Source organism: uncultured Nocardioides sp. (assembly GCF_947488025.1).
GTDB lineage: Bacteria > Actinomycetota > Actinomycetes > Propionibacteriales > Nocardioidaceae > Nocardioides.
Map to the genome: position 1 here is coordinate 1 of NZ_CANKYS010000003.1, position 20,092 is coordinate 20,092.

Consider the following 20,092-nt stretch of genomic DNA (forward strand, 5'->3'; position numbering starts at 1 on the left):
CCGATTTTCCCAGCACGTAAGGGCATTCTCACTTCACGACGCGCTCACAACCCCAAGCCCATCGGTGGATCGAGGCTAAGGACTCCACCGTCGGACGGATACTACGCACACTCATGCCCGAACGTGTGGATGCGATCGTTACATGTCACCACGGATCGGTGTGCACCCAGTCGGTCGCGCCGCGGGAGTCGAGCAGGCGCTGGTCGGTCGTGCTGCCCTCGTGCACCTGGCCCCGGCGCTCGATGACAGGACCCGCCACGCGGTCGCCGTGCCGGTCGCGTCCTGGGGTGCTCATGCCAGCCACTCCTTGAGGATCCGCTCGCACCGCTCGATGTGCTCGACCGGCACGTGCTCGTCCTGCTTGTGGGCGAACATCGGGTCACCGGGGCCGAAGTTGACCGCCGGGATCCCGAGCTTGGTGAACTGCGCGACGTCGGTCCAGCCGAACTTCGGGGCCGGCTCACCGCCCACCGCATCGACGAACGCCTTGGCCGCGGGCCGGTCGAGGCCGGGCATCGCGCCGGCGGCCATGTCGGTCACCGTGACGTCGTAGCCGTCGAAGAAGTCGCGGACGAAGGCCTCGGCGTCGGCCTCGCTGCGGTCGGGGGCGAAGCGGAAGTTGACCTCGACGACGCACTCGTCGGGGATCACGTTGCCCGCGACCCCGCCGCGGATGCCGGTGGCGTTGAGCCCCTCGTGGAAGGTCAGGCCGTCGATCTCGGGCCGGCGGGCGACGTAGTCGTTGAGCCGGCCGAGCACCGGGCCGGCGAGGTGGATGGCGTTGACGCCCTTCCAGCTGCGAGCGCTGTGCGAGCGCTCGCCCGTGGTCCGTACGTCGACGCGCATGGTGCCCTGGCAGCCCGCCTCGATCGCGGCGTTGCTCGGCTCCATGAGGATCGCGAAGTCGGCCTCGAGCAGCTCGGGGTCGCTCTCGGTCAGCTTGCGCAGGCCGTTGTGGACCGAGTCGACCTCCTCGGCCTCGTAGAAGATGAAGGTCAGGTCGCGGTCGGGCTCGGTGAGGTCGGCGGCGAGCTTGAGCATCACCGCGTCGCCGCCCTTCATGTCGCAGGTGCCGAGACCGTGCAGGATCCCGCCCTCGAGCCGCGAGGGCAGGTTGTCGTTGAGCGGCACCGTGTCGATGTGGCCGGCGATCACCACCCGCTCACCGCGACCCAGTTCGGTGCGCGCCACGATCGTGTGACCGCGACGGGTCACCGCGAGGTGCGGGAGCGCCGCCAGGGCCGCCTCGACGGCGTCGGCGATCTCCTGCTCCTGGTGGCTGACGGAGAAGATGTCGACGAGCTGCTGGGTCAGGGTGACGACGTCGGCGGACAGGTCGAGTGAGGCCATGGCCCCATCCAACCAGCCCGCCGACCAGCCGTCGGCTCTCAGGCCCGGGCGACCTGCACGTCCACCTCAGCGGCGTCGGCGTACGTCACCGAGGTGGCGAGCGTCTCGTCGGCGATCATGGCCTCGTGGGTCCGGGCCGCGGCCAGGGTGGCCTCGGGACCGGTGATCGTGAGGCTGATCCGGTCGCTCACCTGCAGGCCGGCGTCCTTGCGGGCCTGCTGCACCGCGCGGACCAGGTCGCGCGCGGCGCCCTCGGCCTCGAGCTCGGGCGTGACGGCGGTGTCGAGGACGACGAAGCCGCCGCGCGGGAGCATGCCGATCGCGGTGGCCTCGTCCGACGACCCGGCCACCGTCTCGAGGGCGTACTCCCCCTCGACCAGCGCGAGCCCGCCGGCCGTCACGGTGCCGTCCTCGGCGACCGACCAGTCGCCGGACTTCGAGCCCTTGATGGCGAGCTGGACGTCCTTGCCCAGCCGCGGGCCGGCGGCGCGGGCGTTGACCGTGAGCCGCTGCGAGACGCCGTACGACGCCGCCTCGGGCGCGTCGGCCGCGAGGACCTCGACGGCCTTGAGGTTGAGCTCGTCGGCGACCAGCGACTCGAAGCCGGTGAGGTCGGCGTCGGTGACGACGGTCAGCTGCGAGAGCGGCAGGCGGTTGCGCAGGTTGGCGGCCTTGCGCAGCGCGGACCCGGCCGAGCAGACGTCACGGACGGTGTCCATGGAGGCGACCAGCGACTCGTCGGCCGGCAGGTCGTCGGCGGAGGGCCAGTCGGTCAGGTGGACCGACCGCTCGCCGGTCAGGCCGCGCCAGACCTCCTCGGTGGTCAGCGGCATCAACGGCGCCGTGGCACGACAGACGACCTCGAGCACCGTGTGCAGGGTGTCGAAGGCATCGGGGTCCTCGTCCCAGAAGCGCTCGCGCGAGCGCCGGATGTACCAGTTCGTCAGCACGTCGAGGAAGCCGCGCGTCGAGTCGCACGCCGCGGCCACCTCGTAGTTGTCGAGCTGGTCGGTCATCGCGGCGACGTAGTCGCGCAGCTTGGCCAGGATGTAGCGGTCCATCGGGTGCGCGCTGTCGGTGCGCCAGATGGCGTCGTAACCCTCGCCGCCCTTGGCCGCGTTGGCGTAGAGGCTGAGGAACGACCAGCTGTTCCACAGCGGGATCAGCACCTGCCGCACCGAGTCGCGGATCCCCTGCTCGGTGACGACGAGGTTGCCGCCGCGCAGGATCGGGCTCGACATGAGGAACCAGCGCATCGCGTCGGCGCCGTCGCGGTCGAAGACCTCGCGGACGTCCGGGTAGTTGCGCAGCGACTTCGACATCTTCTGGCCGTCGTTGCCGAGCACGATGCCGTGGCTCAGGCACGTCGAGAACGCCGGCCGGTCGAAGATCGCGCCCGCCAGGACGTGCATCGTGTAGAACCAGCCACGCGTCTGGCCGATGTACTCGACGATGAAGTCGCCCGGGAAGTGGTTGTCGAACCAGTCCTTGTTCTCGAACGGGTAGTGCACCTGCGCGAAGGACATCGAGCCGGAGTCGAACCACACGTCGAGGACGTCGGTGACGCGGCGCATCGTCGACTTCCCGGTCGGGTCGTCGGGGTTGGGACGCGTCAGCTCGTCGACGAACGGGCGGTGGAGGTCCGGGTTGCCGTCCTTGTCGCGCGGCAACGTGCCGAAGTCGCGCTCGATCTCCTCGAAGGAGCCGTAGACGTCGACGCGCGGGTGGTGCTCGTCGTCGGACTTCCACACCGGCACCGGGGAGCCCCAGAAGCGGTTGCGGGTGATCGACCAGTCGCGGGCGTTCTCCAGCCACTTGCCGAACTGGCCGTCCTTGATGTGCTCGGGCACCCAGCGGATGTCCTGGTTGAGCGCCATCAGGCGCTCCTTGACCTTGGTCACCTCGACGAACCACGACGAGACGCCCTTGTAGATCAGCGGCTGCCGGCAGCGCCAGCAGTGCGGGTAGGAGTGGTCGTACGTCTCGCGGCGCACCAGGACGGTCCCGGGGGTGACGCTTCCCGTCTCGCCCTCGGCCTTGGTGGCCGCCTTGAGGTGGTCGATGATCTGCAGGTTGGCGTCGAAGACCTGCAGGCCCTCGTAGTCGGTGACCGGGAACGTGAAGCGCCCGTCCTTGCCGACCGGCATGACCGCCTCGATGCCCTCGCGGTCGGTGACGACCTTGTCGTCCTCACCGAAGGCGCCGGCGGTGTGCACCAGCCCGGTGCCGTCCGTGGTCGTGACGAACTCGGCGGGCACGAGGCGGAAGGCGCGCTCGTGGCCGGCGTAGTAGGAGAACGGCGGGGCGTACTCGAGGCCGACGAGGTCGGCGCCCGTGCCGCGCCAGGTGACCTCCGGGCTCTCGCCGAGCTCGCGGGCGTACGACGCCAGGCGGGCCTCGGCGATCAGGTAGCGCTCCGGGCTGCCCGTGGGGCCGTCGGAGGTGACGACGACGTAGTCGATGTCCTCACCGACCATGACGGCGAGGTTGGACGGCAGGGTCCACGGGGTCGTCGTCCAGACGAGGACCTTGACGCCCTTCATCGGGCCGTCGGTGGTGACGTCGTAGCCGACGGTGACGGCCGGGTCCTGCCGCATCTGGTAGACGTCGTCGTCCATCCGCAGCTCGTGGTTGGACAGCGGCGTCTCGTCCTGCCAGCAGTAGGGCAGCACGCGGAAGCCCTCGTAGACCAGGCCCTTGTCGTGCAGCTGCTTGAAGGCCCAGATGACCGACTCCATGAACTCCGGGTTCATGGTGCGGTAGTCGTTGTCGAAGTCGACCCAGCGCGCCTGCCGGGTGACGTAGTCGCGCCACTCGCCGGTGTACTTCAGCACGCTCTGGCGGCACGCCTCGTTGAACTTCTCGATGCCCAGCTCGACGATCTCGTCGGTGGTCTTGATGCCGTTGAGCCGCATCGCCTCCAGCTCGGCGGGCAGGCCGTGGGTGTCCCAGCCGAAGCGGCGCTCGACCTTGTGCCCGCGCATCGTCTGGTAGCGCGGGATGAGGTCCTTGACGTAGCCGGTGAGCAGGTGGCCGTAGTGCGGCAGGCCGTTCGCGAAGGGCGGGCCGTCGTAGAAGACGAACTCGTTGGCGCCGTCCTGGCCGGCGTCGCGCTGCTCGACGCTCGCGCGGAACGTGTCGTCGGACTCCCAGTAGGCGAGCACCGCCTCCTCGATCTCCGGGAAGCGCGGGCTGCCGGCCACCGTGGTGGCTCCGGTGTGGCTGACCTTGGGGTAGGTCATCTGGGTGCTCCTCGCGGTGCGTCGTACGTCTCGGTCTCCTGACACGAGGACGACGTCTGCCGCGGTACCACCTCGCTTGGGATCCGGGGATCCCCGCTTCGTTGCGGCTGTGTCGGGCCGTACCCGTCGGGGTCTAGTGAGGTCGCGGCCGGATCGCCGTACCCGTTCTTCCCGAGGCTCGCCGCTGATGACGGCTCAGACGCCTGCGGCGATCGTACGGCGCTCGCGCGCGGGCGCGCCAATCGATTGCCCAGTATTCAGTGTTGCCAAGTACCAGTAGTCTGTGGCACAGTTTACTGGTACTCAGCAACACCGAATACCAGTGGCACCGACTACCGAGAGAGAGGGCGGCCACATGGGCAGCAAGCAGCTCACCGAGATGCTCAAGGGCACCCTCGAGGGGATCGTCCTCGCGGTCCTGGCGACCCGGCCGGCCTACGGCTACGAGATCACCGCCCGGCTCCGCGAGCAGGGCTTCACCGACATCGTCGAGGGCACGGTCTACGCCGTCCTCGTGCGCATCGAGCGGCGCGGGCTCGTCGACGTGGAGAAGGTCCCGTCGGAGAAGGGGCCGCCGCGCAAGGTCTACACGCTCAACGCCGAGGGCCGCACGGTCCTCGACGAGTTCTGGAGGAACTGGGAGTTCCTCGCCGCACGCATCCACCAGCTTCACGAGGAGAACTGACATGGCCGCCAGGTGGCTCGAGGCGATCACCGGATCGCTGGAGCAGAAGAAGCAGTACAAGCAGGCGAAGGCGCGCGTCGAGTCCCTGCCCCAGCCGTACGCCGCCGCCGCAGAGGCGGTCAACCGCTACCTGATGTACTTCGGCGGCGTCGTCGACGGGGACGTCATCGTGCAGATGTTCGTCGACCTCGCCGACCTCTGGGAGCGCGCGGCGCTCGACGGGACGCCGGTGCGGGAGATCGTCGGGGACGACCCGGTCGAGTTCGCCGAGAACTACGCCGAGTCCTACGGCGGCAAGCGCTGGATCGACAAGGAGCGCGCCCGCCTGGTCCGGGCCTTCGACGACCTCGAGAAGGGGGACCGGTCATGAGCACCGCGACCCCCGCCCCGGCGATCCGGGTGCAGGGCGTCGAGAAGGCCTACGGCGACGTGGCCGTGCTCCGCGGGGTCGACCTCGACGTCGCCCCGGGCAGCATCTTCGCCCTCCTCGGTTCCAACGGGGCCGGCAAGACGACGCTCGTGAAGATCCTCGCGACCCTGCTCCGCGCCGACACGGGAGCGGCCGAGGTCAACGGTTTCGACGTCCGGGAGCGCCCCGGCGACGTGCGCGAGTCGATCAGCCTCACCGGGCAGTTCGCCGCCGTGGACGAGGTGCTCACCGGACGCGAGAACCTCGTCCTGGTCGGCCGGCTGCGGCACGTGCGGGAGCCGGGCGCGGTGGCCGACCACCTGCTCGAGCGGTTCGACCTCGTCGACGCCGGCGATCGCAGGGCCGGTACCTACTCCGGCGGGATGCGCCGTCGTCTCGACATCGCGATGAGTCTCATCGGCGACCCGCCGGTCGTCGTCCTCGACGAGCCGACGACGGGGCTCGACCCGCAGGCACGCATCGAGGTCTGGAGGACCATCCGGCAGCTCGCCGAGTCGGGGACCACGGTGCTGCTGACCACCCAGTACCTCGACGAGGCCGAGCAGCTCGCCGACCGCATCGCGATCCTCCACGGGGGTCGCATCGTCCAGAACGGCACCCTCGACGAGCTCAAGAAGCTGTTGCCCCCGGCCCGGGTCGAGTACGTCGAGAAGCAACCAAGCCTCGAAGAGGTCTTCCTCGCCCTCGTCGGCGAGCAGGTCCCGTCCGCGGCAGGAGAGGAGTCCTGATGTCTGCCACCCACGCCGTCGCCGACACCGCCGTCCTCACCGGCAGGTCCCTGCGACACATCCTCCGCAGCCCCGACACGATCATCACCACGGCCGTCACCCCGATCGCCATGATGCTGCTGTTCGTCTACGTCCTGGGCGGAGCGATCGAGACCGGCTCGGACGAGCCCTACGTGACCTACCTGCTGCCCGGCATCCTGCTGATGACCATCGCATCCGGCGTCGCCTACACGTCGTACCGCCTCTTCCTCGACCTGCAGGGCGGCATCGTCGAGCGCTTCCAGTCGATGCCGATCGGCCGGTCCGCTGTGCTGTGGGGCCACGTGCTGACCTCGCTGGTGGCCAACGCCGTCTCCCTCGCCATCGTCGTGTCGGTCGCGCTGGCGATGGGCTTCCGGTCCGGTGCAGGCGTCCTCGCCTGGCTGGGCGCGGCGGGCATCCTGCTGCTCTTCACCGTCGCTCTCACCTGGCTGGCGGTCGTGGCCGGTCTGTCGGCGAAGACCGTGGACGGCGCGAGCGCGTTCAGCTACCCGCTGATCTTCCTGCCGTTCATCAGCTCCGCGTTCGTCCCGACCGACTCGATGCCGGGCCCGGTGGCGTGGTTCGCCGAGAACCAGCCCGTCACCTCGATCGTCAACGCGATCCGGGCCCTCCTCGACGGACATCCGGCCGGATCGGACCTGTGGGTCGCACTCGCCTGGTGCCTCGGCCTGCTCGTCCTCGCGTACGCCTGGGCGGTCGCGACGTACCGCAGACGCCTGCGCTGACCGAGCCCTCCGGCCAATCCGTTTGCGCCGTGGCGGCGTGGGCGGGTTGGCTGCTGCCATGGCGAACCCCGGGTACGACGGCATGTGGCTCCCGACCGACCAGGACCCGCGGATGCAGATGGGTCCGACGCGCGGGGAGCGCGAATGCCTCGTCGGCTACCTCGAGCACTACCGGCAGACGCTCGCGCTGAAGTGCGACGACCTGACCGCGGAGCAGCTGGCGACGAGGGCCGTGCCGCCGTCCAACATCTCGCTGCTCGGGCTGGTCCGGCACATGGCGCGGGTCGAGCAGAGCTGGTTCCGCCGAGTGATCGAGGCACGGATGGACATCCCTCGGCTCTTCCAGGACGAGGCCGAGGACGCCGGGTTCACCTTCCCCGGCGCCGACGACGACCTCGTACGCGCCAGCCACGCGCTGTGGCAGTCGGAGATCGCGTACGCCCGCGAGGTCCTCGACCGCACCGACCTCGACGCAGTCGTGGACGTGCACGGCGACCCGGTCGAGGTGCGCGACATCGTGGTGCACATGATCGAGGAGTACGCCCGCCACTGCGGGCACGCCGACCTGGTGCGGGAGTGCCTCGACGGCCGCGCCGGCCAGTAGGCCGCCACCCGGTCGGGTGGAACGCGCTCCGTAGGCTGTGCGCGTGACTGCTGCTTCCGGATACGGCCTGCTGACCCTGCACGGCGACACCGTCCTCGACGCCTGGTTCCCCTCCCCCGCCCTCGGCACGACGGAGGGCGACGCCCCGACGGAGCTGTCCGCGCTGGAGGGCGACGACGGGGTCCGCGGCGTACGACGTGAGGTGCGGCTGGTCGAGATCGCCGACCTCGACGACGCACCCGCGTCGACCCAGGACGTCTGGCTGCGGCTGCACCTGCTCTCCTCCCGCCTGGTCAGGCCCCACGGGCTGAACCTCGACGGGATCTTCGGCCTGCTCACCAACGTCGTGTGGACCTCCGCCGGCCCGTGCGCGGTCGAGGGCTTCGAGTCCACCCGCACCCGGATGCGCGCGAGCGGCCAGCACGTCACCGTCTTCGGCGTCGACAAGTTCCCGCGGATGGTCGACTACGTCGTGCCCAGCGGCGTACGCATCGGCGACGCCGACCGCGTCCGCCTCGGCGCCCACCTCGCCGAGGGCACCACGGTGATGCACGAGGGCTTCGTGAACTTCAACGCCGGCACGCTCGGCACCTCGATGGTCGAGGGTCGGATCTCCGGCGGCGTGGTCGTCGGCGACGGCTCCGACGTCGGCGGCGGCTCCTCGATCATGGGCACGCTGTCGGGCGGCGGCAAGGAGGTCATCTCCATCGGCGAGCGCTGCCTGCTCGGCGCCAACGCCGGCATCGGCATCTCGCTCGGCGACGACTGCGTCGTGGAGGCCGGCTGCTACGTCACGGCGGGCACCAAGGTGACCGTCAAGGACATGGACGGCAAGCCGGCCGTCGTGAAGGCCGCCACCCTCTCGGGCGTCGACAACGTCCTGTTCCGCCGCAACTCCGTGAGCGGCGCCATCGAGGCCGTGCCGTGGAAGGGCGAGGGCATCGCCCTCAACGCGGCGCTGCACGCCAACTAGGACTCCCTCGTGCCCTCCCTCCGCACGGCCGCCGTCGGCACGGTGGTCGCGCTCGGCGCCGTGGCGACCGCCGTGGTCCTCGTGGACCGCGGTGCGGTGCCGCCGCTGCTCGAGACCAGCGGGTGCACCGCCGAGGTCGACGGCCACACCGTCGAGGTGGACCTCGAGCAGGCCGAGAACGCCGCGCTGATCACCGCGATCTCCGCCGAGCGCGGCATGCCCGCGCGGGCGGCGAGCATCGCGCTCGCGACGGCCTACCAGGAGTCGAAGCTCTACAACATCGACTACGGCGACCGGGACTCCGTCGGGCTGTTCCAGCAGCGGCCGTCGCAGGGCTGGGGCAGCGTCGAGCAGCTGACCGACCCCGTCTACGCCACCAACGCCTTCTACGACGCCCTGCAGAAGGTCGACGGCTACGACTCGATGGAGATCACCGTCGCCGCGCAGGAGGTGCAGCGCTCCGGATTCCCCGATGCCTACGCCGACCACGAGAAGGACGGCCGCGCCCTCGCCTCCGCACTGACCGGCAACTCCCGCGCCGCGCTGTGGTGCGACGTCCCGGGCGACGCCGACGAGGCCGGTGACGTGCTCGACGAGGCCGGGCTCGTCGCCCGCGCAGCCGTCGTACGCCGTGACCTCGAGGAGCGGTTCGGCGCGCTGTCCCTCGGCGGGTTCGAGCCGGGAGGCGTGTCGAGCGGCCACATGGAGGGCTCGCCCCACTACGAGGGCCGGGCCATGGACGTGTTCTTCCGGCCGATCAACGACGAGAACAAGAAGCGCGGCTGGGCGATGGCGTCCTACCTCGTCGCCAACGCCGACCGGCTCGACGTGAGGACGATCATCTTCGACGACCGCATCTGGCGCGCCGGGTCGTGGGCGGGCGACGGCTGGCGCGACTACCGCGTGCCGTCGTCCTCAGCTGGCGACCGGGCGATCCTCGAGCACCGCGACCACGTCCACGTGGACGTCTTCGACTGACGCGGGTCGGCGTCCCTCGCGCCCGTCGAGTCCCCGCTCGAGCGGGGACTCCGTCACTTCGGGGCCTTTACAACCCCCACCAGGTGTCGGACTTCCCCAACAGGTCGGGGATCAGCCGGCGAGGCGCGCGACCGCGGCGGCGACCCGCTCGTCGGTGGCCGTGAAGGCGACGCGTACGTGCTCGCGTCCCGCCGCGCCGTAGAACTCCCCCGGCGCCACGAGGATGCCCTGCTCGGCGAGGTCGGCGACGGTCCGCCAGCAGTCCTGGCCCTTCGTCGCCCAGAGGTAGAGCGAGGCCTCCGAGTGGTCGATGCGGAAACCGGCCGCCTCGAGGGCGTCCTTCAGCTGCGAGCGGCGCGCGGCGTAGGTCGCGTGCTGCTGCTCCACGTGGGCGTCGTCGTCGAGGGCGGCGATCATGGCGCGCTGCTGGGGGCCGGGCATCTGGAGGCCGAGGTTCTTGCGGACGGCGAGCAGCTCGCCGACGAGGGCGGGGTCACCGGCCAGGAACGCACAGCGGTATCCGGCCAGGTTGGAACGCTTGGACAGTGAGTGGACGGCGAGGATGCCGTCGAGGGAGCCGCCGTTGACCTGCGGGTCGAGGATCGACAACGGCCGCTCGGCGGGGTCGTCGGACCATGCGCACTCGATGTAGCACTCGTCGGAGACCAGGACCGTGCCGCGCTCGCGGCACCAGTCGACGACCTTGCGGAGGTGCGGCAGCGGCAGCACCCGTCCGGTCGGGTTGGCCGGGCTGTTGAGCCACAGCAGGCGCGGGGTGCGCGGCCCGAAGGCGGTGAGCGAGTCGGTGGCCAGGCTGTCTGCGCCGGCCAGTGCCGCGCCGACCTCGTACGTCGGGTAGGCCAGGGCCGGGTAGCCGACCAGGTCGCCCGGACCGATGCCCAGGTGGAGCGCCATCGACCCGATGAGCTCCTTGGAGCCGGTCACCGGCAGCACGCCGTCGAGCCCGAGGCCGGTCACGCCGTGGCGCCGGGACAGCCAGTCGATCGCCGCCTGGCGCGTCGCCTCCAGCCCGATCGTGGTCGGGTAGCCCGGGGAGTCGGCCGCCGCCCGCAGCGCGTCCTGGACGACGGCGGGCGTCGGGTCGACAGGCGTGCCGACCGAGAGGTCGCAGACCCCGCCGGGGTGCACGCGCGCCGTCGCGGCGTACGTCGTGAGCTTGTCCCAGGGGAAGTCCGGGAGGCGCTGCGAAACCTTCCGGTGGTCTCGTGACGGTCGCTGCGCGACCTCCTCGACCAGCGGAAGGTCAGTCACTCGTCGTGCTCCTGCGGGGGCAGCGCGGCGACGAGCTCGTGGTCCTTGTCGATGACGCCCATCTTGGCGGCGCCACCGGGCGAGCCGAGGTCGTCGAAGAAGTGGACGTTGGCGTCGTAGTAGCCCTTCCACTCCTCCGGGGTGTCGTCCTCGTAGAAGATCGCCTCGACCGGGCAGACCGGCTCGCAGGCGCCGCAGTCGACGCACTCGTCGGGGTGGATGTAGAGCATCCGCTTGCCCTCGTAGATGCAGTCGACGGGACACTCGTCGACGCACGCGCGGTCCTTGAGGTCGACGCACGGCTGGGCGATGACGTAGGTCACCAGGTCCTCCTGAAGGCGGAAGGGATCGGGGGCTTGCAGTCCTCTCACTCTAGTATCCGGCGGGTGCCCGACACGCCAGAACCCCACCCCGGCGAGACGGACGAGGCGCGCGTGGGCCGACACCGCCTCGGCCCCCACGTCGTCGGCCAGCGCGTCGTCGTACGCCACCTGCTGCCCGACGGGCGCGCGAACGACGTCCTCGGCACGTGTACGTCGTGGGGTGCGGACTCGCTGACCATCGACCGGGACGGCCACGGGCCGGTCGTCGTGGCGCTGGCCGACATCGTGACCGGCAAGCCGGTGCCCCCGCGCGCGTCCGTGCGCTCGCGGGTGTCGCCGCGGGAGGCCGAGGGGCACGGGCTGGGCCTGTGGCCCGACATGGAACGGGTCGACCTCGGCGCGTGGGTCCTCCGGGCACGCCCTGCCGCTGGCGGCGACCGACCGCGCAAGCGCGCGAACTCCGCCCTGGCGATGGGCGACGCCGGCATCCCCCTCTCGCACGCCACCAACGAGGTACGCCGCTTCTACGCAGACCGCGGGCAGGCGGCCATGGTGCAGGTCGAGCTGCGCTCGAGCTACGCCCGCTGGTTCACCTCGCTGGGCTGGCAGCCCGTCCCGGGTGGCGACGCGCACTTCCAGGTCGCCTCCGTCTCCCGGGCTCTGCGTGCCGCCGGGCGCGGGCTCGATGACGCCCGGATCACCGAGACCGGCTCGTCCTGCCTGGTCGAGGTCGGCGGCGACACGGTGGTCGCCCGCGGAGAGGCGCACCTCGACGGCGACTGGGTGGGGTTGCACACCCTCGAGGTCGACCCGGCCCGGCGGCGCGAGGGCCTCGGCACGGCGGTCGTCGCCGACCTCCTCGACTGGGCCGCCTCGCTTGGCACGACCACGGCGTGGCTGCACGTCGAGGTCGACAACACGGCGGGCCTGGCGACGTACGACCGGCTCGGCTTCGTCACCCACCACACCAACCGCTACCTCGCGGCCCCGTAGCGCTCCTCGCGTCTCCGTCCTCACCTGGCGTCCTGTTGGATGGCGGCGTGAGCACCGCGCAGCGCACCGCCCCCGCCGCCACCGGAGCCGACCGCGGCCGCCAGGTGGTCGTGACCCTGGCCGAGGTCTTCTGCATCGTCGGCACGCTCGTCGGGGTCGGCGTCATCGGCACCCGCGTCGAGGAGTCCTCCGGCGGCGCGCTCGCCGCCGACGCGACCCTGCTGGCCCCGCTGGGCCCAGCCTTCTCGATCTGGTCGGTGGTCTACGCCGGGCTGGCCGCCTACACCGTGTGGCAGTGGCTGCCGCCTGCGACGACCGACCCGCGCGCCCGACGGACCGGCTGGCTCGCCGCAGCGTCGATGGTGCTGAACGCGGGCTGGCTGCTCGTCACCCAGCAGGGGTGGCTGTGGGCCAGCGTCGTGGTGATCCTCGCGCTGGTGGTCGTGCTGGGGGTGCTCGTGCAGCGCCTGGCGGACCTCGGTCCCGCGCCCTCGCTCGTGCAGCGCGTCGTGGTCGACGGCACCTTCGGGCTCTACCTGGGCTGGGTCGCGGTCGCCACCTGCGCCAACATCACCGCCACCCTCGTCGCCGACGGCGTCGAGACGTCCACGCTCGTGGGCGAGCTCGTCGCCGCGCTGGTGATCGCCGTGGTCGTCGTCGTCGCGGCGGTGGTCGTGGCGCGTACGGGCCCTCGGTGGAGCTTCGCCGTGGCTGCCGCCTGGGGACTGGCCTGGATCGCCGTCGGCCGGCTCACCGACGAGCCCGCCTCCACGCTGGTCGGTGTCGTCTCGGCGGTCGCCGCCGTCGCGGTGCTCGGGATCACGGCCCGCGCCGCTCTCCGTGACGGTCGAGTGCCGGGCCACGCGGCGACCACGACCGCGTAGGCACTCGACCCGCCGCGGATAACCGGTCGCGCATTGTCATCCGGCCCATCTAGGCTCGCCCCGACGACCGCGGGGCCTGACGAACCCCCTGCGCAGCAGAGCAGCGGCCGTCCGCGCGTCCGGCGTCACCGACGAGAGGCCGGCACCCTCCGGGGCCGCCGGCGAAGGTGTGGTGGCACCGCGATCTTGCCCCCGCCCACACCTCCAGGGCCGACACCCACTGGAGGACACATGCGAACGCTCTGCCACGACCTGCCCGCCTCGACGCCCGGCGAGGAGGTCACCCTCGAGGGCTGGGTGCACCGGCGCCGACACCTCTCCCGCGTCACCTTCCTCGTCCTGCGCGACCGGAGCGGGCTGGCGCAGGTCGTCCTGCCCGCGGGCACCGCGGTGCCGTCCGAGGAGACGACCGTGCGGGTCACCGGCACGGTGACCGCCAACGAGCAGGCGCCCGGGGGCACGGAGGTCACCGACGCCACCGTGGTGGCGTTGACCGACGAGGCGGCAACACCGCCGGCCGAGCTGTGGCGACCGGCCCTCGACGTCTCGCTGCCCACGCTGCTCGACCACGCCCCGGTGCTGTGGCGCCACCAGGCCCAGCGCGCTCGCTGGGAGCTCGCCGCCGCATCGCTGCGCGGCTTCCGGTCCACCCTCGACGGACTGGGCTTCACCGAGGTGGCCACGCCCAAGATCGTGGGTACGGCGACGGAGTCGGGCGCGAACGTGTTCCCGGTCGACTGGTTCGGGCGACCGGCGTACCTCGCCCAGAGCCCGCAGTTCTACAAGCAGCAGCTGGTCGGCGTCTTCGAGCGCGTCTACGAGGTCGGACCGGTCTTCCGTGCCGAGCCGCACGACACGGTGCGCCACCTGGCCGAGTACCGCTCGCTCGACGTCGAGCTCGGCTTCATCGAGGACCACCGCGACGTCCTGGCGGTGCTGCGCTCGGTGCTGGCCGGGATGGTCGCAGCGGTGGCGACCGAGGAGGCCGCCGTCGACCGCACCGGCGCGCGGCTGCCGGTCGTGCCTGAGGAGATCCCGGTCATCCACTTCCGCGACGCGCTGGCGCTCGTCGGGGCCCCCGCCGACGAGCCCGACCTGGCACCCGAGCACGAGCGCGCGCTCGGCGCGTGGGCGCTCGCCGAGCACGGCAGCGACTTCGTGGCGGTCGAGGGCTACCCGATGGCGAAGCGGCCGTTCTACACGCACCCGTGGCCCGGCGACGAGCAGTGCTCCCACAGCTTCGACCTGCTCTTCCGGGGCCTGGAGCTGGTGACCGGTGGCCAGCGCCTGCACCGTCCCTCGGACTACGAGCACAAGCTCCGGGCCCGCGGCGAGGACCCGGCTGCGTACGACTCCTACCTGCAGGCGTTCCGCCACGGGATGCCGCCGCACGGCGGGTTCGCGATCGGGTTGGAGCGCTGGGTCGCCCGGCTGGTCGAGACCGCGAACGTCCGCGAGGTGACGCTCTTCCCGCGCGACCTCCACCGGCTGACGCCGTAGGTGGGTTATTCGTCGACGGCGTCGGGATTGGTGCAGATCACCGTGTCGCTGGGGGTGTAGGTGGTGCTGAACACCTCGTCCGCGCGGTCCTCGGTGTTCTCGCCGACCGGCTCGAAGTAGCGCACCACGTCGATGTCGAAGCCGCCGAAGCCCTCGTTGGGGTGGCAGGTCAGCGAGTCGATGCGCCGGGTCTCGGGCTGGGTGAGGTTGTGGCGCTCGCCGGTGCTGGTCGTGATGTCCCACCACTTGGTGGAGTACATCGTCACGGTCACCGCACCGGACGACGACGGGGTCGAATTCGTGAACGAGGTGTCGATGAGCACGCCGTAGGGGGTGTCGTTGCGGAACCGCAGGTCGACGGCACCCCACGCGACGGTCGCCTCGCGCCCGATCGGGTAGCGGTCGATGTAGAACGAGTGCGGCTTGTGCTCGACGTCCTCGAGGCCGGCGAAGAACATGCCGTTGAACAACGTCGTGGCCATCTGCGAGACGCCGCCGCCGAGGTCCTGCACGAGGATCCCGTCGTTGATGACGTAGCCCTTGGTGAAGCCGTTGGCCTCGGTGCGCTCACCGACGGTGTCGTTGAGGGAGAAGGTCTCCCCCGGCTTGAGCAGGGTGCCGTCGACGATCTCCGCGGCGCGCCCGATGTTGACGTTGCGGTACTCCGCGTAGGGGAAGTAGGTCGTGAACGTCGAGACCTCTTCGCGGACCCGCAGGTCGCGGGCCTCCTTGGTGGTGAAGTCCGGCTTGGCCACCTGGGCGGTCAGGGCGAGGGTCCGCTCGCCCTGCGGCTGGGCCACGACGCCGAGGAAGCCGGCCTCGAGCTCGGCCGGGTCGAAGGTCACGCCCGGCTTGGCCGGCACGACCTGCGGACGGCCCCCGACCAGCGCGACGGTGGCGTCGACGGGAGCGCCCTGGGTGACCCGGGAGCCGACGACCTCCGACAGCTTCGCGCCGTCGAGCGTGGGCACCAGCTCGCCGTCGGTCGGGACGAGGGAGAGGGCGGTGGTGTAGTCGGCCGGGAACACCTTGACGGTCGACCCCTCGAACGTCAGCGTGACCGGAGCGGCGACCGCCGGGGACGCGAACTGGTCGAGCGCCTCCTGCACGTCGGAGCCGTCGATGGCGGGCTGCACCTCGGCCATCTCGAGGGCGACGACCTCGGGCGACTCCTCGAGGAACGCGCCCTCGAGGGCCGTCAGGGTGTCGCTCGGGTCGAGCGCCCGGCCGGGGCGCGGGTCGGTGGTCTCGATGCGTGCGCCGGCGAAGGTGATCGCCCCGTCGCGCGCAGTGGCGCCGTGCTGCTCGTCGAGGCCGGCCAGGAAGGCGTTGAAGGTGGGCTCGTCGACCTCGACCTCCGCCTCGGAGGTCTCTCCGCCGGTGAAGTAGCTCCAGAGCCGGACCGGGTCCCAGCTCTCCTCGCCGCCGGCCTCGGCGACGGACGCCTCGTAGTCGACCGAGAGGCCGGCCTGGGCGGGGTCGACGGCCACCTGCTCGCCGTCGACGGTGGTCGCGATGTCGCGCGCGACCCGGTCGGCGAGCCCCGCACGGAGCCGCTCGGCGGCCTCGTCCTGGGGGTGCCCGCCGATGCGGACACCGGCGACCGTCGTGTTGCGCGGGACCTTGTCGCCGGCGACGTAGTGCGCGGCGACGTAGAGCCCGCCGAACAGCACCACGAGCCCGAGGAGCAGCCACAGCACGACCTTGGCGCCCGCCTTCTCGCGGGGCTGCGCGTCACTGGTCTGGTTCTTCGGCACGCGGCGAGTCTAGGAGGGCAGACCCCGAACTCCCGGATCGTCGGCGTGTCCCCGGGCGTCCGGCCCGGGCGTACGACGTCCCGCTCCCGCGGTCGTCACCGCCGCCACCAGCAGCACCGCCGAGCCGGCCAGGAACGACCACCCGATCGCGTCGCCGCTGATCAGGAAGCCACCTCCCGGACGCTCCAGGGCGCCCCGCAGCACGGGCACGCACCAGCCCGCCGCGAACGCCAGCCGCACACCCCCTGCAGGCAGCCAGGCGAGCGTGGCGAGCGCGGCGCCGAGGGCCAGGGCGAGGCCCCACCAGCGCTGGTGCACGAGCGTGCCCGCGGCGCCGGACACCAGCCCGACGACGAGGGCCGCCAGCCCGAGTCCCGCTCTCACCGGGCCGCCCTCACAGACCCGCGAACAGGTCCTCCTCGAACCCGTCCGCACCGGCCGCGCCGGGGGTGCCCTTGGCCAGGCGGTAGTACTCGTCGGACCACCACGAGTGGCCGCTCTCGGCGCCGGCGAAGAAGTGCCCGTCCTGCTCGACCTGGGTGGCGTGCTTGGCCAGGGCGTCCATCTTGCGCTGGACGGTCGCGGCGCCGTCGACGCGGGCGCTGATGAGCTCGTCGGGGGTCACGAACGGCGGCAGCTTGCCGTCCGGCTCCATCCCGGCGAACGTCTCGGTGTCACCGGACTCGCGGAGCTGGCGCAGGCTCTCCCGCATGCGCGACTCGCTCATCGCGGTCCAGTAGATCTTCGCGACGTCGTGCGGCTCGCCGAGCTCGAGCCGGTAGGACGGCACGGCCGCCAGCTGGGCGGCGTACATCGCGACCCGGTGGGCCTGGATGTGGTCGGGGTGGCCGTAGCCGCCGAACTGGTCGTAGGTGACGAGCACCTGTGGGCGCACCTCGCGGATCACCTTCACCAGCTCGTCGGCGGCCTCGGTGAGGTCGGCGTTCCAGAAGGCGTTCTCGGGGATCTCCTCGGCCGCGATCGCGTGGCCCTCCTCGTGCCAGGCCATGCCGGAGTCGTGGTAGCGGCCGAAGCCGCCGAGGAAGCGGTGGTCGGTGACGCCGACGACCTTCATCGCCTCGTCGAGCTCGCCGCGGCGGTGCTCGCCCAGCCCACCCTTGTCCTCGTAGGCGAGGTAGGACAGCTCGGGCACGAGCACCTCCCCCATCTCTCCGGCGGTGCAGGTGACGAGGGTGACGCCGACACCGTCGTCGACGTAGCGCGCCATGGTGGCGCCGTTGTTGATGCACTCGTCGTCGGGGTGGGCGTGGACGAGGAGCATGCGGCGGTCGGGACGGTGCGTCATGGGTGTCAGCCTAGGTCTGGGCGCTTGATGCGCTTGGGCGCGGTCGGCAGGTGCAACGGCGGCGAGGGGGCGCCCTGTTCCCGAGGTGGCTCGGCGCCGTCGCCCTCGTCGAGCCAGCCGTCGTGCGTGTCGACGAGGACCTCGAGCATGAACGCCGGGGCATCGCTGAGGACCGCCCACGGGTGGTCCTCGTCGTCGTCCTCGCCCGCCAGCCGCTCGCGCTCGACGTGTGCCTCGAAGCCGTCCGCGCGGAGCCGGTCCACGACCGCCCGCGCGTCGTCCTCGTCGAAGAAAATCGCCCTCACGGGGGCCATTCTCCATCGGGCCGGGTCTCCCCCGACGCCGCTGGCTAGTGTCGTGGGATGACCACCGCCTCGGAGTCGCCGTACGTCGAAGGGGTGCACCTGCGCCGCACCGACGAGAACGTCCGCGAGATCGCGGCCCTCGCCTCGGTGCTCGGCGAACCGACGGGGCTCGACGGGCTGCTGGACGACCTCAAGTACGACGTCCGGCGGGCCCGGGTCGTGCCCCGGCTGCTCGGCCGGGCCGTGCGCGAGGCCTACCGCTGGGACGACTACGACGAGCGCGACGAGCAGTGGTACCCCCAGGGCATCTCGACCAGCGCCGACTCCTCCGACACCGAGGACATCGGGGGTCGACGGGTGGTGGTGACGACGTGGTACTCCACCGGCCGGGACGGCGTGAAGCGCGGCTCGCGGGTGACCTTCGTCGACCTCGACTCCGGGAAGTACCGCCACGTCCTGCTGGTCTCGCCGGTCTTCGACAAGACCGGCCGCCTCACCCTGCGGCCGATGAAGATCCACGCCGGCGGCATCGTGTGGGCCGGCCCCTACCTCCACGTCGCGGCGACCGGACGCGGCTTCGTGACCGCGCGCGTCGACGACATCATGCGGGTGGCCGGGGACGACGACCACCCGGACCGCTTCGGCATCGAGGGCTCGACCCTCTACTCCTACGGCCACCGCTACGTCCTGCCCGTGCGCTTCACCTACCAGGCCTTCGCCGACGAGGGGCACGAGAAGCTGCGCTACTCCTTCATGTCGCTCGACCGGCGCTCCGAGCCGCCGGCGCTGCTGGCGGGTGAGTACGCCCTCGACCCCGACGCCACGACCCGGCTCGCCCGCTACGAGCTCGACCCGGCGACGTGGCAGCTCGCCTCGGGCGACGACGGCTTCTCCCGACCGCTGGCGATCGACGAGGGCGGGGTCAGGCAGATGCAGGGTGCCGTCCTGGCCGGGGGCCGCTACCACGTCACGGTGTCGCACGGTCCGTGGATGCCGGGCAGCGTGTTCGCCGGCCGGCCCGGCTCGATGCGCGAGCGACGCTGGGCGCTGCCGATGGGCCCCGAGGACCTGACCTACTGGCCCTCCACCGACCGGATCTGGTCGCTCACCGAGCACCCGCGCCGGCGCTGGATCGTGTCGATGGACCGGCGCTTCTTCGACTGAGGTCAGGAGCGCGGCTGCATCGCCAGCTGGCGGCTCTGCGCGACGAGCCGGCCCGCGGAGTCCCAGACCTCGCAGTCCTCCTCGAACATCCCGCCGGCGACGTTGCGGGTGCGGTGGGAGACCTTGAGCCAGCCGGGCGCCGGGACGGCCCGGACGTGGACGGTGAGCTCGAGGGTCGGCGCCCAGCCCGGACGTCCGAGGTCGAAGGTGACCGGCGGCAGGGCGTCGCACACCATCAGCAGGCCGACCGCGTCGACGTCGTGGCCGTCGGCCATCCGGAACCACGCCTGGATGTGGCCGTTGCCGCTCGGCGCGCCCATCGCCCACCCGACGCAGGCGGGGTCGAAGCGCATGTCGAAGCGCTCGAGCAGCGGCGCCGTCCGGCGTACGTCGTCGGGCGCGAGGGAGGCCGCGACGCACTCCTCGATCGGCGGCAGGGTCGGCTCCTCGGCCGTGGTGGCCACGTCGGACGGCATCGACCGCAGGTCGCCGTAGGTCGCGAGGGCGGTGAGGCGGGTGTCACCCTCCTGGCCGAGCTCGGCCGCCACGGTCGCGACCGAGCCGCCCTCGCGGAGCACGCGGGTGGAGACCTGCGCGGGACCGGGGCGGGAGGCGGAGAGGTAGTAGGCGCTGACCGTGAGCGGGTGCGGCTTGGCCGGTACGGCCTCGGCGACCGCCCGGCCGACGACACCGAGGAGGTAGCCGCCGTTGACACCGCCCCCGACCACCCAGCCGGGGTCCAGGTCGGCGCCGAAGAGGCCGTCGCCGGCCGCGGTCACGGAGGTGTGGGTGTCCCACTCGGAGGCCATCCTCCGAGCCTAGGTCCGGCTC

General features: G+C 71.7%; 21 protein-coding genes. 11 read left to right on the plus strand and 10 right to left on the minus strand.

What is annotated here, in order from left to right:
* Positions 1-145: 145 nt before the first annotated feature.
* Genes Q1B24_RS06575 through ileS form a run of 3 tightly spaced genes read right to left on the minus strand, consistent with a single transcriptional unit; the run spans position 146 to position 4,592 of the window.
* Positions 146-295: a hypothetical protein gene (locus tag Q1B24_RS06575; RefSeq protein WP_299926435.1), complete on the minus strand. Its 150-nt coding sequence runs from the start codon at positions 293-295 to the stop codon at positions 146-148.
* Positions 292-1,350 carry a succinyl-diaminopimelate desuccinylase gene (gene dapE, locus Q1B24_RS06580; RefSeq protein WP_299925148.1) on the minus strand — a complete coding sequence of 353 codons (1,059 nt, stop codon included), beginning with the start codon at positions 1,348-1,350 and terminating at the stop codon, positions 292-294. The genes Q1B24_RS06575 and dapE overlap by 4 nt, the downstream gene beginning before the upstream one ends.
* Positions 1,351-1,388: 38 nt before the next feature.
* Positions 1,389-4,592: an isoleucine--tRNA ligase gene (gene ileS / locus Q1B24_RS06585; protein ID WP_299925151.1), complete on the minus strand. Its 3,204-nt coding sequence runs from the start codon at positions 4,590-4,592 to the stop codon at positions 1,389-1,391.
* Positions 4,593-4,947: 355 nt separating this feature from the next.
* Here ileS and Q1B24_RS06590 point away from each other — a divergent pair, with 355 nt between their 5' ends.
* Genes Q1B24_RS06590 through Q1B24_RS06620 form a run of 7 tightly spaced genes read left to right on the plus strand, consistent with a single transcriptional unit; the run spans position 4,948 to position 9,757 of the window.
* Positions 4,948-5,277, plus strand: coding sequence for a PadR family transcriptional regulator (locus tag Q1B24_RS06590; RefSeq protein ID WP_299925154.1), 330 nt, complete (start codon positions 4,948-4,950; stop codon positions 5,275-5,277).
* A 1-nt stretch (position 5,278) separates the two neighbouring features.
* Positions 5,279-5,647, plus strand: a complete 369-nt coding sequence (locus Q1B24_RS06595; RefSeq protein ID WP_299925157.1) for a DUF1048 domain-containing protein — start codon at positions 5,279-5,281, stop codon at positions 5,645-5,647.
* Entirely contained in the window at positions 5,644-6,435 is a 792-nt protein-coding gene (locus tag Q1B24_RS06600) for an ATP-binding cassette domain-containing protein (RefSeq protein WP_299925160.1), read from the plus strand. Before Q1B24_RS06595 ends, Q1B24_RS06600 begins: the two co-directional genes overlap by 4 nt.
* Entirely contained in the window at positions 6,435-7,202 is a 768-nt protein-coding gene (locus tag Q1B24_RS06605; RefSeq protein ID WP_299925163.1) for an ABC transporter permease, read from the plus strand. Before Q1B24_RS06600 ends, Q1B24_RS06605 begins: the two co-directional genes overlap by 1 nt.
* Positions 7,203-7,260: 58 nt before the next feature.
* Positions 7,261-7,806, plus strand: coding sequence for a DinB family protein (locus tag Q1B24_RS06610; protein ID WP_299925167.1), 546 nt, complete (start codon positions 7,261-7,263; stop codon positions 7,804-7,806).
* Positions 7,807-7,849: 43 nt separating this feature from the next.
* Positions 7,850-8,779: a 2,3,4,5-tetrahydropyridine-2,6-dicarboxylate N-succinyltransferase gene (gene dapD, locus Q1B24_RS06615; RefSeq protein ID WP_299925170.1), complete on the plus strand. Its 930-nt coding sequence runs from the start codon at positions 7,850-7,852 to the stop codon at positions 8,777-8,779.
* Positions 8,780-8,788: 9 nt separating this feature from the next.
* Positions 8,789-9,757, plus strand: a complete 969-nt coding sequence (locus Q1B24_RS06620) for a hypothetical protein (RefSeq protein ID WP_299925173.1) — start codon at positions 8,789-8,791, stop codon at positions 9,755-9,757.
* A gap of 111 nt (positions 9,758-9,868) precedes the next feature.
* On the opposite strand, the gene dapC is transcribed toward Q1B24_RS06620, so the two are convergent.
* The gene (dapC, locus tag Q1B24_RS06625) at positions 9,869-11,029 is read right to left on the minus strand and encodes a succinyldiaminopimelate transaminase (protein ID WP_299925176.1); all 1,161 of its coding nucleotides are present in this window, start codon (positions 11,027-11,029) and stop codon (positions 9,869-9,871) included.
* Positions 11,026-11,352: a ferredoxin gene (gene fdxA, locus Q1B24_RS06630; RefSeq protein WP_056604759.1), complete on the minus strand. Its 327-nt coding sequence runs from the start codon at positions 11,350-11,352 to the stop codon at positions 11,026-11,028. The genes dapC and fdxA overlap by 4 nt, the downstream gene beginning before the upstream one ends.
* Positions 11,353-11,415: 63 nt before the next feature.
* On the opposite strand from fdxA, the gene Q1B24_RS06635 reads away from it, so the two are divergent.
* The 3 genes from Q1B24_RS06635 (at position 11,416) to aspS (ending at position 14,729) form a co-directional block, all read left to right on the plus strand.
* Positions 11,416-12,345, plus strand: a complete 930-nt coding sequence (locus Q1B24_RS06635) for a GNAT family N-acetyltransferase (protein ID WP_299925198.1) — start codon at positions 11,416-11,418, stop codon at positions 12,343-12,345.
* Between the two features lie 47 nt (positions 12,346-12,392).
* Positions 12,393-13,229 carry a hypothetical protein gene (locus Q1B24_RS06640; protein WP_299925200.1) on the plus strand — a complete coding sequence of 279 codons (837 nt, stop codon included), beginning with the start codon at positions 12,393-12,395 and terminating at the stop codon, positions 13,227-13,229.
* 231 nt (positions 13,230-13,460) lie between these two features.
* Positions 13,461-14,729, plus strand: coding sequence for an aspartate--tRNA(Asn) ligase (gene aspS, locus Q1B24_RS06645; protein WP_299925203.1), 1,269 nt, complete (start codon positions 13,461-13,463; stop codon positions 14,727-14,729).
* A 5-nt stretch (positions 14,730-14,734) separates the two neighbouring features.
* On the opposite strand, the gene Q1B24_RS06650 is transcribed toward aspS, so the two are convergent.
* Genes Q1B24_RS06650 through Q1B24_RS06665 form a run of 4 tightly spaced genes read right to left on the minus strand, consistent with a single transcriptional unit; the run spans position 14,735 to position 18,097 of the window.
* Entirely contained in the window at positions 14,735-16,486 is a 1,752-nt protein-coding gene (locus Q1B24_RS06650; protein WP_299925206.1) for a VanW family protein, read from the minus strand.
* A 9-nt stretch (positions 16,487-16,495) separates the two neighbouring features.
* Positions 16,496-16,870: a hypothetical protein gene (locus tag Q1B24_RS06655; protein ID WP_299925209.1), complete on the minus strand. Its 375-nt coding sequence runs from the start codon at positions 16,868-16,870 to the stop codon at positions 16,496-16,498.
* Between the two features lie 10 nt (positions 16,871-16,880).
* Positions 16,881-17,792 carry an N-acetyl-1-D-myo-inositol-2-amino-2-deoxy-alpha-D-glucopyranoside deacetylase gene (mshB, locus tag Q1B24_RS06660; RefSeq protein WP_299925212.1) on the minus strand — a complete coding sequence of 304 codons (912 nt, stop codon included), beginning with the start codon at positions 17,790-17,792 and terminating at the stop codon, positions 16,881-16,883.
* A 5-nt stretch (positions 17,793-17,797) separates the two neighbouring features.
* Positions 17,798-18,097, minus strand: a complete 300-nt coding sequence (locus tag Q1B24_RS06665; protein WP_299925215.1) for a hypothetical protein — start codon at positions 18,095-18,097, stop codon at positions 17,798-17,800.
* Between the two features lie 57 nt (positions 18,098-18,154).
* Here Q1B24_RS06665 and Q1B24_RS06670 point away from each other — a divergent pair, with 57 nt between their 5' ends.
* Complete coding sequence (locus Q1B24_RS06670) at positions 18,155-19,261, plus strand: hypothetical protein (protein ID WP_299925218.1); 1,107 nt, start codon at positions 18,155-18,157, stop codon at positions 19,259-19,261.
* Positions 19,262-19,263: 2 nt separating this feature from the next.
* On the opposite strand, the gene Q1B24_RS06675 is transcribed toward Q1B24_RS06670, so the two are convergent.
* Positions 19,264-20,070, minus strand: coding sequence for a thioesterase family protein (locus Q1B24_RS06675; RefSeq protein WP_299925221.1), 807 nt, complete (start codon positions 20,068-20,070; stop codon positions 19,264-19,266).
* Positions 20,071-20,092: the final 22 nt, after the last annotated feature.

What these genes read in the sequence shown, in the direction of transcription:
- Q1B24_RS06575 (WP_299926435.1), bottom strand. Translation starts at nt 295, where the DNA reads ATGAGCACCCCAGGACGCGACCGGCACGGCGACCGCGTGGCGGGTCCT.
- dapE (WP_299925148.1), bottom strand. Translation starts at nt 1,350, where the DNA reads ATGGCCTCACTCGACCTGTCCGCCGACGTCGTCACCCTGACCCAGCAG.
- ileS (WP_299925151.1), bottom strand. Translation starts at nt 4,592, where the DNA reads ATGACCTACCCCAAGGTCAGCCACACCGGAGCCACCACGGTGGCCGGC.
- Q1B24_RS06590 (WP_299925154.1), top strand. Translation starts at nt 4,948, where the DNA reads ATGGGCAGCAAGCAGCTCACCGAGATGCTCAAGGGCACCCTCGAGGGG.
- Q1B24_RS06595 (WP_299925157.1), top strand. Translation starts at nt 5,279, where the DNA reads ATGGCCGCCAGGTGGCTCGAGGCGATCACCGGATCGCTGGAGCAGAAG.
- Q1B24_RS06600 (WP_299925160.1), top strand. Translation starts at nt 5,644, where the DNA reads ATGAGCACCGCGACCCCCGCCCCGGCGATCCGGGTGCAGGGCGTCGAG.
- Q1B24_RS06605 (WP_299925163.1), top strand. Translation starts at nt 6,435, where the DNA reads ATGTCTGCCACCCACGCCGTCGCCGACACCGCCGTCCTCACCGGCAGG.
- Q1B24_RS06610 (WP_299925167.1), top strand. Translation starts at nt 7,261, where the DNA reads ATGGCGAACCCCGGGTACGACGGCATGTGGCTCCCGACCGACCAGGAC.
- aspS (WP_299925203.1), top strand. Translation starts at nt 13,461, where the DNA reads ATGCGAACGCTCTGCCACGACCTGCCCGCCTCGACGCCCGGCGAGGAG.
- mshB (WP_299925212.1), bottom strand. Translation starts at nt 17,792, where the DNA reads ATGACGCACCGTCCCGACCGCCGCATGCTCCTCGTCCACGCCCACCCC.
- Q1B24_RS06670 (WP_299925218.1), top strand. Translation starts at nt 18,155, where the DNA reads ATGACCACCGCCTCGGAGTCGCCGTACGTCGAAGGGGTGCACCTGCGC.
- Q1B24_RS06675 (WP_299925221.1), bottom strand. Translation starts at nt 20,070, where the DNA reads ATGGCCTCCGAGTGGGACACCCACACCTCCGTGACCGCGGCCGGCGAC.